Genomic DNA, 15376 nt, shown 5'->3' with positions numbered 1-15376 from the left:
TCTTCTATAGAATTACATCATTTCATTATACCATAAAAATGACCAAAAAATCCATCTAACCATGTGAAAAATCAAAGCCTGAGACACCCATTTAGTTAGACGTTTCAAGCTTTGATTTTATTTTATTTTTTATCTGAATCCCATTTGGGCTAGCTTATTCTGGTAAGCTTTTTGATCCACTCGAAGCGCTTGACCTCCATAGACATCATAGTCATCTACCCAGTCGCCAAGTTCCGGGACTGTTAGTCTTTCAATACCGTTCTGACCTCCTTCAAGGACGGATAATCCGTTGGTCAATAAGAAGGTATAAGGAAGGTTTGTAGATGTCATGGCGAATACTTTACCAAGTGCTTCTGAACCTGTGAAAAGTTTTGTAGGATCTTTGATCTGCTGTAGGACAGCCGTCATGACTTGTTGCTGTCTACGAGTACGGCCATAGTCCCCTTCATCATCATCGCGGAAACGTGCATAGTTAAGGAGAGTAGAACCATTCATTTGTTGCGTTCCGACTTTAATAGTCTGTGTAGGTGACTCGGTTTCTGTTGCATGCAAGTCATCACCGACTGTAGCTTCTGTAACTGGAACTCCATTTAGAGTTGAAAATTGGGCATCAATAGTCACACCGTCAGGGAAAAGCGTATCAATGGCAGTCGCAAAGGCTTGGAAATCGACAAGGGCATAGTATTTGATATCTAGGTCAAAGTTATCTTTGAGGACCTTACGTACCATTTCAGCCCCTTGTTTTCCTTCTTGTTCCCCCAATTCGTAGGCCAAGTTCAACTTATGGTCAGCTTGTTTTTGACCGTTAATGACTTGACTATAGCCATCAATATAAACTAGGTTATCTCGCATAAAGCTGACCAGCTTAAGCTTTTTATCCTTACCACTTACATTTAGAACCATAATGGAATCTGTACGTGTTTCTGCACTATTCTGTCCAATACGGCCATCTGTCCCTAAAATAAGAATATTGACACCATCTCTTGTATCCTGTCCATTAAAGACTTCAACTTGGGCAGCCTTGGCATCTTTCGACCCACTTGAGCCATTCGGATTTGCTGACTGGAAACCTTTCAAGAACATGAAAATCATTCCTACTGCAGCACAAAGCAACAGCATCCCTAACCAAGCAAGTATGCGTTTAAAGCGAAAGACTCTTTTTTTCTTTGGTTTTTTTGGTTTCTTCTGCTTAGGAATCTTAGCTTTTGGTTGAGGGAGACTACTACGTCGACTAGCACGGCTTCGATTTGTATAACTCGGAAGACCTGTGTTAGGTTCCGTATAGTCTTGGTTTTCTGCTTCTTCTACTACAACTGAACGAGCTTCTTGTTGACCATCCAGCTTAGCTTGTAAAAAAGCAAACTCTCTCTTTTCTTTATCATTTAGATAGTGGATGTTTTTTAATAGATAGTCGTAACGTAGTTTCTCATGGTGTGTCAGAGGATTTTCTCTAGTCATTCCTTCTCCTTCCCTTTATCCTGTATGGTATAGATAGGGTAAGATCCTAGTATTTTATACTGGATTCCAATCGTTTCTAATTCTTTTTGAGCAAAATAGACCAATTCTTTATCAGCATAGTCTACATCAATGATAAAAAAGTATTCACCCAAGGCTGTTTTAAGGGGACGACTCTCAATCTTAGTCAGGTCAATCCCGCGCCAAGCAAAGGTCGAGAGTGCCTTGTAAAGAGCGCCAGGTAAATTGTCTGGCAAGGTCAATGCTAGACTCATTTTCTTAGCATTTGCTTTCAAGGGCATTTGTGGTGCCTTGGGACCTAACACCCAAAAGCGAGTGAAATTGGCTTCCATCTCTTGAATATCTTCAGCAATTAATTCCAAACCATATTCTCCAGCCGAACTTTTGGGGGCAATGGCCGCAAAAGACTGATCTGGATGTTCGGAAACATAGCGCGCAGCGTATGCTGTACTGGCAGTGACTTCTAGTTGAGCGTCTGGATAATGCTCGTCAATAAATTTCTTCCCTTGTGCCAATGCCTGCGGATGAGAAAAGATTTTCTCTATTTTAGACTGTCCTGGTACTGCCATCAATTGTTGGTGGATTGGCTGAACAATCTCTGCAACAGCTTGAATGCGAGCTTGATGGAAAAGATAGTCCAGTGTCTCATGAACACTACCTTCAATAGAATTTTCAACTGGCACTACTGAATAGTCCACCAAACCTTGTTCATAGGCCTTGATAACGTCCGTAATATTTGAAAAAGGCTCTAGTTCCTCATGAGGAAAAGCCATTTGCACTACATGGTGCGAAAAAGATCCTTTGGGACCTAGATAGGCAATTTTCATTTCAGTTCCTCTATAATTTCCTCTGGGCTTAATCTTGATACATCAACAATCTGACTAGCCACTTCCTCATACCAGATTTGTCTTTCATCAAAAATCGTAGCTAAATCTTCCTTACTATTGTTTAGAAATAGTGGTCGTTGATTGTCCTTATCAGCTGAAATTCGCTGGTAAAGTGTCTCAAAATCTGCTTTAAGGTAGATGTTGTCTGGATTCTGCTTAAGCAAGGTACGATTTCGAGGAGAAATGACTATTCCTCCACCTGTGGAGATAACTTGATCTGTTTTTAGCAAATCAGCTAAAACTTCTGATTCCACCTGACGAAAAGCTGCTTCTCCTTTTTCTTCAAAGAAACGAGCAATCGGCATCCCCAGTCGGTCTTCCAGCAAGGCATCCATGTCTACAAAGTCAGGATCTAGCTTTCTAGCAATAGTAGTTTTTCCTGAACCCATAAAACCTAGTAAAACCTTAGCCATGAATCAAAGTCTCCAAATCATCAAAGAAGCTTGGATAGCTAGTATTAATAGCTTCGGCTCGATCCAATACAACTTCTCTATCTGCAACTAAGAGAGCTGCAATGGCTGTCATCATACCGATACGGTGGTCTCCAAAGGTGTTGACTTTGGCTCCATGGAGGGCAGATTTCCCTTTGATAATCATTCCGTCTGCTGTAGGAGTAATAGTTGCTCCCATGCTGTTTAAAGCATCCGCAACAACTTGAATGCGATCCGTTTCTTTAACCTTGAGTTCTTCTGCATCTTTGATAACTGTTTGACCTTGAGTTTGGGTAGCAAGGAGCGCGATAATCGGCAATTCATCAATTAAACGTGGAATCAAGGCTCCGCCAATTTCTATCCCGTTTAGTTCTGAAGTCTCGACAGTCAAGGTTGCAGATTTGGCAATTGGATCAATATCAGTAATCTCTAATTTCCCGCCCATAGCTCGGATAACATCGATAATACCTGTACGTGTTTCATTAATACCGACATTCTTAAGTACCACACGAGAGTTTGGCACAATCAAACCTGCTACTAACCAAAAGGCTGCACTAGAAATATCTCCTGGTACGACAACCGTTTGTCCACTAAGTTTCTGTGGCCCTTGAACAGTGATTTTCTTACCATCGACACTCAAATCACCTCCGAATTGTTGGAGCATATCTTCTGTGTGATTACGAGTGCACTTCTTCTCGATAATGACTGACTGTCCTTGAGCCTGCAAAGCCGCAAAAATCAAGGCTGACTTGACTTGGGCAGAAGCAATTGGCAATTCGTATTGAATAGGTTTTAAGTTCTTCGTTCCTTTTAAGTGCAACGGTGGCAAGTCTCGCTCTGCCTGACCAGAAATGCTAACTCCCATTTTTTTCAAGGGAAGAGTTACACGATCCATTGGGCGTTTAGAAAGACTGTCATCCCCAAACATCTCTACTTCAAAGTCTGCACCAGCAAGGACGCCTGAAATTAAACGAATAGATGTCCCAGAATTCCCCATATCCAGGGCTTTCTGAGGTGCTTTTAATCCATCCATCCCAACACCTTGAATGGTAACGACACCGTCTTTGTCCTCAATCTCAACACCAAGGTCACGGAAAACTTGAATGGTCGAAAGGACATCTTCTCCTCGCAAAATATCATAAACTTTAGTCTCACCCTCAGCCAAGCTTCCAAAAATGATAGAGCGATGACTGATGGACTTATCTCCTGGTACTCGAATACTACCATTTAAGTGCTTAACGTTTGTTTTTAATTTCATACCGGCCCTCATACTGACAATACTTTTTCTTATTTTATCATAAAAAGTCAGAAATTTCTTGAAAATTCCTGACTTTATGAGGTGAATTCTTATTTTAAAAGTTCTGAAATCGGTTCAAAAACAATTTTTTCAATATCAGAAAGGTAGATAGAAAGTTGTTGCTGTTTGGCAAAGAATTCTGACAAGAGAGAGTTCCCTTGAATCTTCTTACCAAAGCTTTCCATTTTTTCTTGGAAAGAAGCGTCTGGAATTTGACCAGTTTGCGCCATGACTTGGATTTCATGTTGAAAAGCAATATAATCTGCAAAAATTTTGCTTGCTTCTGAATCCGCTTGGATGGCATCTCTAGCTTCTTTAACTGCCTTGTATTCAGGCAATTCGCGTAGTCCACGACTTAGTGCATTTGCACTATCATAAATATTTGACATAATTGTCCTCCTTATTCTTTTCTTATAAAATTACTAGTCACTCTGTAATTTTTATTGTTGTGCAATTACTTTTATATGACCTCTTGAATGTCCATTGCTTAATTCCTTATCTGGTATATAGTCTATCTTCAAAGTTCCTAAATTAGAACCTGTTTTTATTTCATTTGATATAAGTTTATCAAAAAAGTTATTTATATCATCATCAGATAAGGATGATTCAATCGATTTAACAATATCATGAAATACTTCTTTCATCCCTGCTACACCCGATGAACTATTTTCATTTGTTTGATTAATTGTTACATTAATTTTATCAGTATCATTTGCATGTAAAAGTTCCAAGTAATAACCGTAGCTTGTTGCGAAGTATTTTATTTTTATATTTCCTTTTTTGATATTTTCTAATGGACTATTAGAAATGTCGTTATAGTTATTGATAAAATCATTTACAACTTTATCATCTGCAAATTTAGGAGTCTTTTTCTCAACACTTGATTCATTTTTTGAACTCTCTGTTGTCTCATCAACCTTGACAGTTGTCGTATCAACATTAACATCTGAACTTTTTTTATGGCCATTTTTAATAGCACATCCACTAAGTAACATGACAGTTATAAAGATAATACCTAATACAGATTTAATTCCCCTATTTGACATAATTGTCCTCCTTATTTAATAACGACTGTGTAGTCTGTATTTTCTGTAATGACTTGCTCAGCACGTTTTAAATCCTGAGCATTCTTAAAGGAAATTTGCAGAATTCCGTGAACATCCTCACGGTTTTCCTCATTGATATGGATATTGACCAAAGAAGTTCCACGTAGCAATTCCAAGATGCGTAAAATCACATCTTCCTCATCGGGAACATCTACATAAAGGTCAAATGAGCTGTCTACTCCTCCGCGTTTATGGATTTCCATAGCCTGACGTTGCTCACGCGCTTGATTGAAAAAATTCCAGATTTGGTTTTCGTCACCCTTACTGATAGCTTGTCCAATCTCGTCCAAACGGCCCTTGAAGTCCTCGATGCGTTCAATAATGGTATCCCTATTGGATAAGAGGATAGAAGTCCACATACTAGGCTCACTTTCGGCAATCCGAGTCATATCACGAAAACCACCTGCCGCAAAGCGTCTCGCCATTTCATGCTCTTCAGCATAACTTGCAGTTTGTTCCATCAGGCCTGATGCTAAGATATGCGGAAAATGGCTAATCTGAGAAGTCACTCGGTCATGCTCTTCAGCATCAATTTCAATGAAACGAGCATGGAGACCTGACAGCAAGTCTTTCATTTCTTCGAGCGTATCCGGAGTTGTCAGACTAGATGGCGTGAAGATATAATAAGCATTTTCAAAGAGGTTGACATCTGCAGATGCCGCTCCTGTCTTGTGGCTCCCTGCCATGGGATGAGCTCCCACAAAGCGAACAGACTTATCAGCAAAACATTTTTCAGCTGTAGTTACAATAGCTGACTTGGTCGATCCAGCATCAGAAATAATGACACCTTCTTTCAATCCCAAGTTGGCCAATTCCTTAATAAAGGCAATAGTTTGCTTGATTGGCAGGGTTAGAATGATGACGTCTGCAAGTGGAGCAAAACTGGCAAAGTCATCCGTCGCTCGGTCAATCATTCCTCTCTCCAAGGCAATATCTCTAGACGCTTGACTACGATTGTATCCTAAAATTTCATAATCAGGATAATCCCGCTTGATTCCGAGTGCCATGGAAGCACCAATCAAACCTAGTCCTGCGATATAGATAGTTTTTGCCATAAGAACTCCTTAATAATTCTTTGTATACTCCCGATGTTTCGCAACAGCTTCTTTTAATTCTTCCAGATTATCAGAGGAGAATTTCTCAAGTATTTCTTGAGCCAAAACCGTTGCTACGACTGCCTCCATAACGACACCTGCTGCTGGAAGAGCAGTAGGATCACTTCTCTCTACTGTTGCTTTATAAGGCTCATGTGTTTCAATATCGACACTCATCAACGGCTTGTAGAGAGTCGGAATTGGCTTCATAACTCCACGAACGATAATCGGTTGGCCATTGGTCATGCCACCTTCGAAACCTCCAAGGTTATTAGTTCGACGAGTATAGCCATCCTCTGATGACCAGAGGATTTCATCCATGACTTGGCTACCCTTAAGATGGCCTGCTTTAAAACCAAGACCAAACTCCACACCCTTAAAGGCATTGATAGAAACAACTGCTTGAGCTAGTCTAGCATCTAGTTTACGATCCCATTGGACATAAGAACCAAGACCAACTGGAACACCTCCGACAACTGTTTCTACAACACCTCCGATGGTATCCCCATCTCGCTTAATCTGGTCAATATAGTCCTTAATCTCCTGCTCACGTTCTTGGTTGACGATGGAAACTTCAGACTGGGCAGCCAGTTTCTTAATCTCTGAGACTGTTAAGTTTTCTGGAACATTGATTTCCTTACCACCGAAGATAACAACATGGTTAGCAATTTCGATATCAAGCTCAGCTAAAAGCCGCTTGGCTACTGCTCCAACTGCAACCCGCATAGTTGTTTCACGGGCAGATGAACGTTCCAAAGAATTTCGCAAGTCATCAAAGCGGTATTTAATCCCGCCAACTAAATCTGCGTGACCTGGGCGCGGATGAGTGATTTTTCGTTTGCTTTTAAGTTTATCCTCAATATCCTCGACAGACATGATATCCAGCCATTTTTGGTGGTCTTTGTTAATGACATCCATGGTAATTGGAGCGCCTGTCGTCTTCCCGTGGCGAACACCAGAAGTAAAGACAACTTGATCACTTTCAATCTTCATACGACCACCACGTCCGTAACCGCCTTGGCGACGTTTGAGATCCTCATTAACATCTTCTGCAGTCAAAGGCAGTCCTGCTGGAATTCCTTCAATAATTGCTGTCAGACGAGGACCATGTGATTCTCCTGCTGTTAAATATCTCATACATTCTCCTTATTTTACTAAGTAATCTTTCATTTCTTCGAGAGAAACTGGGTGAATCATTGCTGAACCAAGTTCTGGTACCAAGACTAACTTCATGGTATTGCCACGCGCTTTTTTGTCATGAGTCAAAGCCTGATAGAGCTTGTCAAGGTCCCAGTTTTCATAATCAACAGGAAGACCAAACTTCTGACACATCTCTCGGATGGACTGAGTTATTCCCTCTGGCATGAGTCCTTTTTCTTCTGCTACCTTAGAGACCTGAACCATTCCCATAGCTACTGCCTCACCGTGCATGACTTTTCCGTAACCAGCAGTTGCTTCGATGGCATGGCCAATTGTATGACCAAAGTTGAGATACAAACGAATGCCATTATCCAACTCATCTTCAACTACCATCTTGCGCTTAACCTGACAAGAATGCTCAATCAAACTTTCTGAATGCTCCAAAATACTATCTACGGAACCATCCATTTCAAATAATAAGTTCCAGAGTTCTGGATCTTCAATTAAGCCATACTTGATGACTTCCCCCATTCCTTCAATCAATTCTCTCTTCCCTAAGGTTTCAAGAACGTTTGGATCAATCAAAACACCATCTGGCTGGGCAAAAGTTCCCACCATATTCTTGGCAAAAGGAGTATTCACTCCTGTCTTACCTCCGATTGAAGAGTCAACTTGAGCTGTCAAGCTAGTCGGAATTTGAACAAAGTGAATACCTCGCATATAGGTTGAGGCTACAAAGCCAGCCAAATCACCAACGACACCACCACCTAGAGCTACGATGCCGTCACTGCGAGTCAAGTCTTGCTTAACTAGAAATTCATAAGCCTTTTGAACTGTGGTTAAATTTTTTCGCTCTTCACCCTCTAGAAAGTCAAAAACTGCCACTTGAAAGCCAGCATCCTCTAAGCTCAATTTTACTTTTTCTGCATAGAGAGAAGCCACATGGTTATCGGTAATGATAACGACTTTTTGCGGTTGCCAAAGTTCGCACAACCATTTTCCTGCTTGAGACAAGCATCCTTTTTCAATCTGAATATCGTAAGGATGATGTGGAAGGTCTATTCTAATTTTCATAGCAGATCTCCTTTTTCTTTATTGGTACTTTTGTTTTAATAATTCCCAGATTTGATCTGTTGGCATTTCCTTGCCTGTCCATAACTCAAAAGCTTCAGCAGCTTGGTAAAGCAGCATGCCAAGGCCATTGATAGATTGATTTCCCTGCTCTTTAGCCCACTTTAGAAATGGAGTTTCAAAGGGTTGATAAATCACATCTGCTACCATGAGCTTCTCTGGTAAAACGATGCTGGTCGGGATCGGCTGAGAGGATCCATCCATGCCCACACTAGTCGCATTTACCAAGAGGTCAGCTTTAGTGATGCTGTCTTGAAGATCTTGAACATCCTCTAATGCAAATAAATCTACTCTAAATCCAGTCGCATTCTGTATTTTTTCTAAGTAAGGTCTTGTTTTTTCCATGGATGAAGAACGAACAAAGATAGAAATCTGACTCACTCCATCCAAGATTGCCTGTGCCAAAATTGCCTTGGCTGCACCGCCTGCTCCTAACAAAACCAATCTTTTCCTTGATATTTTAAAAGAAGGCAAGCTCTTAAAGAATCCCTTGCCATCTGTGTTATATCCAATTAATGTTCCTTCTCGATTCACAATTGTATTCACAGCACCAATTAAACAAGCCTCCTCGCTCAACTGGTCCAGATAAGCAATCACTTGTTCCTTGTAAGGCATGGAAAGATTGATTCCATACATCTGATAGCGACGAATATTAGCAACTGTTTCTGCTAGTTCAGTCGCATCTACTTCCCAAGCAAGATAAACACCATTGGTATTGGTTGCTTCAAAAGCGCTATTGTGAATAAAGGGAGAAATGGAGTGTTTGATAGGATTTGCGACTACAGCTGCTAAACGTGTGTAGCCATCAATCTTCATTTAGAAGCTCCCTAATTTTTTTCATGCTAGATAGTGAAATTTGTCCTGGAGCACTAGCTTCATCTAGGCTTGCAAAAGACCAACTAGAACCAGTCACATCTGAAGTAATACGAGAGACCTTGCCCACTTTTCCCATAGAAATCGTTACATATTCTTGTTCAGGATTCAGTGTTTTAAAGCCACGTGTAAAGTTCATCAGATCTAACACATCTTGTTCTGTATTAGCCATAACAGCTATTTTCACAACCTTAGGATTTAAACTTGTTAACTCAGACAATATTTCCATTAGATTCTCAGGTGTTTCTTGGAAGTTATGGTAGCTCAAGACGAGATTTGGAAAGTCCAACATCTGATCAAAAACATCCTTGTAGCTAAAATACTCAAAATCAATATAATCTGGTTGATAAAGCTGTGCCACTTCCTTGATCATTTGAACATACTCTTCTGAAGAGAGCTCAATTTGACCACCCTCGGCACGAGTACGTAAAGTGAAAACAAGCTCACGACCTGCAAATTTTTCAAAAATAGCTGGCGCTACCTGCAAGATAGCTTCCTTGGGTAAGAAGTCTGCTCTCCACTCAATGATATCTGCATCATGATACCGCATAACATCAATAGCCTGAGCCTCTTCTATACTTCTTGGCATGACAGAAACAATTAATTTCATTTACTAACCTTCATGGTAATCACTTTGAGGTAATTACTACTTTCATCTTTTTCATTGTAGACAAAGTCTGCTGGAAGTCCATATTTATGAAGGACCTGATACTTTCTACCAGCAAATCCTTTGTCGATTTGTTCTGTAAATTTTTGACGGGAAACATTAGCCGCATTGGTACTAGCAATAATGATTCCACCTGGGTTTAAAATCTCTAGGCTTTGGGAAATCAACTTATGATAATCCTTAGCTACAGAGAATGTTTGTTTTTTATTTCGGGCAAAGCTAGGCGGATCCAGAACAATCACGTCATAGCTTAAACCTTTTCTCTTAGCATATTTAAAATATTCAAAGACATCCATGACAAGCAGTCGATGATTGTCTAGACTCAAACCGTTGGCATGAAAATGAGCTTCTGATAGTTCTCTTGAACGTTTGGCTAGGTCTACAGAAGTTGTTTCACTAGCTCCCCCCATAGCTGCAGCAACTGAGAAAGCTGCTGTATAGGAAAACATATTGAGTAAGGATTTCCCCATAGCTAAACCATCAACTAAGCTCCCACGAACTTCATGCTGATCCAAGAAAATCCCTGTCATGAGACCGTCATTCATAAAGACTTGGTACAAGACTCCATTCTCGAGAACAGTGAAATATTCAGCCGCTTCTTGACCATAGATGTGGGCAGACTCATAGTCTAGACCTTTAAAGCGAATCTTTTCATAGGCTCCTAGGACTTCTGGAAAAACTTGATTAAAGGCTGCAATAATCTCTTGGCGAATTCCATAGATATAGGAGTTATACCAGGAAAAGACAACATAATCCCCATAGAGATCCAGCGTCATCCCACCAAAACCATCACCTTCTTGATTAAACAAACGAAAGGCAGTTGTCAACTCATCTTGATAGTAGGAAGAACGTTTTTGTTTGGCTTGCTTAAACAAACTTTCAAAGAAGGTTTGTTTAAAAGAAATGTTCTGGTTAGATATAAACCAGCCAATTCCCTTATTTTGACGAGATAAATAAGCCTTTCCTATAAACTCATTGCTTTGGCTGAAAAGTTCAACTTCCTGATCAGTTTCAGATAAGTCTGGAAAATCAACTTCTTCCAAAAGAACCTGACCTTTGTGTAGTTTTTTTTCAACACGCCGACTGACGAATACTCTATTCATAGATACAATTATATCAAATTTGTTGAAAATTCACAAAGTAGAAAGTGATTTCTCCATTGATGTCATAGGAACTATCCAAGCTTTTTGTTTCTGCTTGATGATTTCTAAATGAGAATGGTCATTTGTGTTGAGAAATTTCATTCTATTACCGTAAAAATAGACATTCACATCCTGAGGTCTATTTTTGTAGCGCAAACGTTTGTGCATTTACTTGCTTTGTGGTAAAATGATTCTTAAATTGTTAAGTATGAGGACTATCTATGAAAAATCAAACCCTAATGCAATATTTTGAGTGGTACCTTCCCCACGATGGACAACACTGGATGCGACTTACCGATGATGCTGAGCACCTTGCAAATCTAGGAATTAGCCACGTCTGGATGCCACCTGCCTTTAAAGCTACCAACGAAAAAGATGTCGGTTATGGTGTCTATGATCTTTTTGACCTCGGTGAATTTGACCAAAAAGGAACTGTGCGTACCAAGTACGGTTTCAAAGAAGACTATCTTCAAGCCATTCAAACACTTAAATCTCACGGGATTCAACCTATGGCTGACGTCGTCTTAAACCACAAGGCAGCTGCAGACCGTTTAGAATCCTTCCAGGTTATTGAAGTCGACCCAGAAGATCGCACTATTGAACTTGGAGAACCTTTTACCATCAATGGTTGGACAAACTTTACTTTTGATGGAAGACAAAACACCTACAATGATTTCCACTGGCATTGGTACCACTTCACAGGAACTGATTACGATGCCAAAAGACGGAAGTCTGGCATCTATCTCATTCAGGGAGATAATAAGGGGTGGGCCCACGAAGAATTAGTCGATAACGAAAATGGTAACTATGACTATCTCATGTATGCGGACTTAGATTTTAAGCATCCAGAAGTCATACAAAATATCTACGATTGGGCTGATTGGTTCATGGAAACGACTGGCGTAGCTGGTTTTCGTTTAGATGCAGTCAAGCATATTGACTCTTTCTTTATGCGTAATTTCATTCGTGACATCAAAGAGAAATATGGACAAGACTTCTATGTCTTTGGAGAATTCTGGAATCCAGACAAGGACGCCAACCTTGACTATCTCGAAAAGATTGAAGAGCGCTTTGACCTTGTCGATGTACGCCTCCATATGAATCTCTTTGAAGCAAGCCAGGCTGGTGCAGACTACGATTTGCGTACCATCTTTAATGATAGTCTGGTTCAAATCAAACCAGATAAAGCTGTAACCTTTGTCGAAAACCATGATACTCAACGAGGACAAGCCTTAGAATCTACTGTAGAAGAATGGTTTAAACCAGCAGCCTATGCTCTTATTCTTTTGCGCGAGCAGGGGCTTCCATGTGTCTTTTACGGAGACTACTACGGTATCTCTGGTCAATATGCTCAGCAAGATTTTAAAGAAGTTCTTGACTGTCTCTTAGCTATCCGAAAAGATTTGGCTTATGGAGAGCAGACGGACTACTTTGATGACCCTAATTGTATCGGTTGGGTTCGTTCTGGAGCTGACAACCAATCGCCTCTTGCCATTCTTATCTCAAACGCTCAAGAGAATTACAAAACCATGTTTGTAGGTCCAGAATGGGCTGATCATACTTTTGTTGATTTACTTGGCAACCATTCAGACCAAGTGACTATTAATGCTGAAGGATATGGTGACTTCCCAGTTGCTGAACGTTCTGTCAGTGTTTGGGGACTTACTTATTAAGAACACAAAAAAACTTGCCATAGGCAAGTTTTTTTATTGCTAAATATTAGTCTTTCCAAAGATCCATGGCATTTTTAAAATCAGATGAAACCTGAACATTTTGAGGGTTTGTTGCCTCTCTCTCTTGACGTTTCGCTTCTACCTGGGCTACACTCCTAATCCCTTCATGACGCCAGTTTCGTAGGATAGCTTGGATATATTTCCAATTTGGTTTTCCATTTAGAACAGCTTCTCGTAAGGCTTCTTTTATCAAATCCGCACTAGTTCCGTCTTCTTTCAAACTCTTTTCCAAGTCTTCAATTTCAAATGGGCTCAATAGACGACCTAGCTCCTGTTGGAAAGTATCTACCAAGCTCTTTAAATCATTTGGAGCAGATTGCACCTGGTTTGGAGCTTGTTTTTCAAACAGTTGGTCTAGGCGCTCTAAGGCAAGAGTTGCATCGAAGATTACTTCTATTTCGCCATTAAGTTCAATGGTTCGGTATTGAAGCAACCCTTTGTCAGTCAATCGTGAAATAGCCTGATTGACTTCAGTGACATTTTTGCCGATTTTTTCAGCAATCTGACTTGGAGACAATTCACCTAAAGCCGTTGTATTCTGTAGGTAAAAGAACTGCCAAACCAAGAAATCATCACTTGACGAGAACAGTTGATTGTAATGTAAGAGCAGGTCACTCGGTAACACTAAGTTTCCTGATTTGAAAGCATCTAAATATGTCATAATTCCTCTTATAAATATCCAAAATGAGACACATCATCTTCCGCACTCTTCCACTCAAACGGTGTTTCTTGGTAAACTGCATAATTTACCCAGTTACTAAAGAAGAGAGCTGCAGATGAACTCCACCTCATACAAGGAAGTTCATGAATGTCATCATTTTTGAAATAATTTTCTGGTATATGTGGATCTAAACCAGCATCTAGATCTCTAAAATATTCCTTTGCGAGCGTATCGCGATCATACTCTAAATGCCCAAAGCTATAGACTTCTCTCAAATCTCGACTCGCAAGGATAGAGACTCCTACCTCTTCTCCTGATGCTAAAATCTCTAGATTTGTTTTGTTTAGAATATCTTCTTTGTGGACTTCTGTATGGCGAGAATGAGGGGATACATATAAATCATCAAAACCTCTCAGTAGAAGATGACCTTCTTTCAAAACATCTTGAGAATAAATCCCAGAAAGCTTCTGGTCCATCTGGTATTTATCTACGCCATAGCGATAGTATAGACCCGCCTGTGCCCCCCAACAAATATGCAGGGTTGAAAAGACATGAGTCTTAGACCAATCGATAACTTGGGTAAACTCTTGCCAATAGTCCACTTCTTCAAAAGGGAGATGTTCAACTGGAGCACCTGTAATAATCAAGCCATCAAAATACTGGTCTTGAACTTCTGAGAAGGTCTTATAAAAAGTCTTCATATGCTCAGAACGAGTTGTTTTCGACTGATGACTTTCCATATATAAAAATTCAATATCTAACTGCAAAGGAGTATTGGCTAAATGGCGTAAAAGCTGAGTTTCTGTAACCATTTTCAGTGGCATCAAGTTTAAAATCAGAATTTTCAGTGGTCGAATATCCTGATGAGCCGCCCTCTGGTCATCCATGACGAAAATATTTTCCGTTCGTAAAATCTCAACTGCTGGTAATTTTTTATCAATTCGAATCGGCATAGAAATCTCCTTACTGTATCATATTGGACTCAAGTAAACATGGTATCGTCAACGGGGAAAAATGCTGACGTTTCTCTTTCCCTTTATTATACTGTATGAAGATATAGTTTTCAATTATAGTTTTTCTCTAACTAGATATAGCTTATTTTTATATCAAATGAAGAGAAAACAGCCCTAGGGACTGTTTTTCATTAATAATGCATCAGCACTTTATAGTCGTAATCTCCGATAGCTTCACGACCTTTGAGTTCATCCAGTTCGATCAAGAAGGCACAACCTGCTACGACTCCACCCAATTTTTCAATCATTTCGATGGTTGCTTTAACAGTACCACCTGTTGCCAAGAGGTCATCTACGATAAGAACACGTTGTCCTGGTTTGATAGCATCTGCGTGCATAGTCAAAGTGTCAACTCCATATTCTTTTTCGTAGTCCGCTGAAATGACTTCACGTGGCAACTTGCCAGGTTTACGAACAGGCGCAAAACCAATTCCCAACTCAAAAGCGACTGGACATCCAACGATAAATCCACGAGCTTCTGGTCCTACGATCATATCAATCTTTTTATTAGTAGCATATTGAACAATTTCACGAACAGCATAACTGTAGGCATTTCCATCTGCCATCAATGGGCTAATATCACGGAAAGTAATTCCTTCTTGTGGATAATTTTCAATACTTGCAATGTAATCTTTTAAGTTCATAGCGTTTCTTTCTTTTAAAGTTTTTACTCCCTATTATACCATAATTCCTAGAAAAGCAAAATAGAAAGAAGCCTTGGAATA

The 15376-nt window shown here is 40.0% G+C and carries 16 protein-coding genes; 1 reads left to right on the top strand and 15 read right to left on the bottom strand.

What is annotated here, in order from left to right:
* Positions 1 to 129 precede the first annotated feature (129 nt).
* The 12 genes from HMPREF9423_RS04115 to HMPREF9423_RS04060 form a co-directional block, all read right to left on the bottom strand.
* A complete protein-coding gene (locus HMPREF9423_RS04115; protein WP_006148065.1) occupies positions 130 to 1458 on the bottom strand; it encodes an LCP family protein in 1329 nt (442 codons plus the stop codon).
* Positions 1455 to 2303 (bottom strand): prephenate dehydratase, encoded by an 849-nt coding sequence (gene pheA / locus HMPREF9423_RS04110; protein ID WP_006148064.1) that lies wholly within the window; start codon positions 2301 to 2303, stop codon positions 1455 to 1457. The genes HMPREF9423_RS04115 and pheA overlap by 4 nt, the downstream gene beginning before the upstream one ends.
* The gene (locus HMPREF9423_RS04105; RefSeq protein ID WP_006148063.1) at positions 2300 to 2776 is read right to left on the bottom strand and encodes a shikimate kinase; all 477 of its coding nucleotides are present in this window, start codon (positions 2774 to 2776) and stop codon (positions 2300 to 2302) included. The genes pheA and HMPREF9423_RS04105 overlap by 4 nt, the downstream gene beginning before the upstream one ends.
* The gene (aroA, locus tag HMPREF9423_RS04100) at positions 2769 to 4052 is read right to left on the bottom strand and encodes a 3-phosphoshikimate 1-carboxyvinyltransferase (RefSeq protein WP_006155563.1); all 1284 of its coding nucleotides are present in this window, start codon (positions 4050 to 4052) and stop codon (positions 2769 to 2771) included. Before aroA ends, HMPREF9423_RS04105 begins: the two co-directional genes overlap by 8 nt.
* Positions 4053 to 4141: 89 nt before the next feature.
* A complete protein-coding gene (locus tag HMPREF9423_RS04095; RefSeq protein WP_006148061.1) occupies positions 4142 to 4480 on the bottom strand; it encodes a YlbF/YmcA family competence regulator in 339 nt (112 codons plus the stop codon).
* 51 nt (positions 4481 to 4531) lie between these two features.
* The gene (locus tag HMPREF9423_RS04090) at positions 4532 to 5137 is read right to left on the bottom strand and encodes a hypothetical protein (RefSeq protein WP_006148060.1); all 606 of its coding nucleotides are present in this window, start codon (positions 5135 to 5137) and stop codon (positions 4532 to 4534) included.
* A gap of 11 nt (positions 5138 to 5148) precedes the next feature.
* A complete protein-coding gene (locus HMPREF9423_RS04085) occupies positions 5149 to 6252 on the bottom strand; it encodes a prephenate dehydrogenase (RefSeq protein WP_006148059.1) in 1104 nt (367 codons plus the stop codon).
* Positions 6253 to 6261: 9 nt separating this feature from the next.
* Positions 6262 to 7428: a chorismate synthase gene (gene aroC / locus HMPREF9423_RS04080; RefSeq protein WP_006148058.1), complete on the bottom strand. Its 1167-nt coding sequence runs from the start codon at positions 7426 to 7428 to the stop codon at positions 6262 to 6264.
* A 9-nt stretch (positions 7429 to 7437) separates the two neighbouring features.
* Positions 7438 to 8505: a 3-dehydroquinate synthase gene (aroB, locus tag HMPREF9423_RS04075; protein WP_006148056.1), complete on the bottom strand. Its 1068-nt coding sequence runs from the start codon at positions 8503 to 8505 to the stop codon at positions 7438 to 7440.
* Between the two features lie 18 nt (positions 8506 to 8523).
* Positions 8524 to 9378, bottom strand: a complete 855-nt coding sequence (locus tag HMPREF9423_RS04070; RefSeq protein ID WP_006148054.1) for a shikimate dehydrogenase — start codon at positions 9376 to 9378, stop codon at positions 8524 to 8526.
* On the bottom strand, positions 9368 to 10045 hold the full coding sequence (gene aroD / locus HMPREF9423_RS04065; RefSeq protein ID WP_004252228.1) for a type I 3-dehydroquinate dehydratase: 678 nt from the start codon (positions 10043 to 10045) through the stop codon (positions 9368 to 9370). Before aroD ends, HMPREF9423_RS04070 begins: the two co-directional genes overlap by 11 nt.
* On the bottom strand, positions 10042 to 11205 hold the full coding sequence (locus tag HMPREF9423_RS04060; RefSeq protein WP_006148052.1) for a class I SAM-dependent rRNA methyltransferase: 1164 nt from the start codon (positions 11203 to 11205) through the stop codon (positions 10042 to 10044). Before HMPREF9423_RS04060 ends, aroD begins: the two co-directional genes overlap by 4 nt.
* A 260-nt stretch (positions 11206 to 11465) precedes the next feature.
* Between HMPREF9423_RS04060 and HMPREF9423_RS04055 the strand changes: the two genes are divergently transcribed.
* Positions 11466 to 12917: an alpha-amylase gene (locus HMPREF9423_RS04055; protein WP_006148051.1), complete on the top strand. Its 1452-nt coding sequence runs from the start codon at positions 11466 to 11468 to the stop codon at positions 12915 to 12917.
* A gap of 46 nt (positions 12918 to 12963) precedes the next feature.
* On the opposite strand, the gene HMPREF9423_RS04050 is transcribed toward HMPREF9423_RS04055, so the two are convergent.
* From HMPREF9423_RS04050 to HMPREF9423_RS04040, 3 genes are all read right to left on the bottom strand, one after another.
* On the bottom strand, positions 12964 to 13638 hold the full coding sequence (locus tag HMPREF9423_RS04050) for a DnaD domain-containing protein (protein WP_006148050.1): 675 nt from the start codon (positions 13636 to 13638) through the stop codon (positions 12964 to 12966).
* A gap of 8 nt (positions 13639 to 13646) precedes the next feature.
* Positions 13647 to 14591 carry a homoserine O-acetyltransferase MetA gene (gene metA / locus HMPREF9423_RS04045; protein WP_006148049.1) on the bottom strand — a complete coding sequence of 315 codons (945 nt, stop codon included), beginning with the start codon at positions 14589 to 14591 and terminating at the stop codon, positions 13647 to 13649.
* 191 nt (positions 14592 to 14782) lie between these two features.
* On the bottom strand, positions 14783 to 15295 hold the full coding sequence (locus HMPREF9423_RS04040; protein WP_006148048.1) for an adenine phosphoribosyltransferase: 513 nt from the start codon (positions 15293 to 15295) through the stop codon (positions 14783 to 14785).
* Positions 15296 to 15376: the final 81 nt, after the last annotated feature.

Origin of the sequence: Streptococcus infantis ATCC 700779 (assembly GCF_000187465.1) — a bacterium.
Taxonomy (GTDB): domain Bacteria; phylum Bacillota; class Bacilli; order Lactobacillales; family Streptococcaceae; genus Streptococcus; species Streptococcus infantis.
The sequence above is the reverse complement of the archived record's forward strand: the minus strand, read 5'-3'. Positions and strand labels throughout refer to the sequence as shown.

Coding starts and splice junctions, on each gene's coding strand:
- HMPREF9423_RS04115 (WP_006148065.1), bottom strand. CDS start 1,458: ATGACTAGAGAAAATCCTCTGACACACCATGAGAAACTACGTTACGAC.
- pheA (WP_006148064.1), bottom strand. CDS start 2,303: ATGAAAATTGCCTATCTAGGTCCCAAAGGATCTTTTTCGCACCATGTA.
- HMPREF9423_RS04105 (WP_006148063.1), bottom strand. CDS start 2,776: ATGGCTAAGGTTTTACTAGGTTTTATGGGTTCAGGAAAAACTACTATT.
- aroA (WP_006155563.1), bottom strand. CDS start 4,052: ATGAAATTAAAAACAAACGTTAAGCACTTAAATGGTAGTATTCGAGTA.
- HMPREF9423_RS04095 (WP_006148061.1), bottom strand. CDS start 4,480: ATGTCAAATATTTATGATAGTGCAAATGCACTAAGTCGTGGACTACGC.
- HMPREF9423_RS04090 (WP_006148060.1), bottom strand. CDS start 5,137: ATGTCAAATAGGGGAATTAAATCTGTATTAGGTATTATCTTTATAACT.
- HMPREF9423_RS04085 (WP_006148059.1), bottom strand. CDS start 6,252: ATGGCAAAAACTATCTATATCGCAGGACTAGGTTTGATTGGTGCTTCC.
- aroC (WP_006148058.1), bottom strand. CDS start 7,428: ATGAGATATTTAACAGCAGGAGAATCACATGGTCCTCGTCTGACAGCA.
- aroB (WP_006148056.1), bottom strand. CDS start 8,505: ATGAAAATTAGAATAGACCTTCCACATCATCCTTACGATATTCAGATT.
- HMPREF9423_RS04070 (WP_006148054.1), bottom strand. CDS start 9,378: ATGAAGATTGATGGCTACACACGTTTAGCAGCTGTAGTCGCAAATCCT.
- aroD (WP_004252228.1), bottom strand. CDS start 10,045: ATGAAATTAATTGTTTCTGTCATGCCAAGAAGTATAGAAGAGGCTCAG.
- HMPREF9423_RS04060 (WP_006148052.1), bottom strand. CDS start 11,205: ATGAATAGAGTATTCGTCAGTCGGCGTGTTGAAAAAAAACTACACAAA.
- HMPREF9423_RS04055 (WP_006148051.1), top strand. CDS start 11,466: ATGAAAAATCAAACCCTAATGCAATATTTTGAGTGGTACCTTCCCCAC.
- HMPREF9423_RS04050 (WP_006148050.1), bottom strand. CDS start 13,638: ATGACATATTTAGATGCTTTCAAATCAGGAAACTTAGTGTTACCGAGT.
- metA (WP_006148049.1), bottom strand. CDS start 14,591: ATGCCGATTCGAATTGATAAAAAATTACCAGCAGTTGAGATTTTACGA.
- HMPREF9423_RS04040 (WP_006148048.1), bottom strand. CDS start 15,295: ATGAACTTAAAAGATTACATTGCAAGTATTGAAAATTATCCACAAGAA.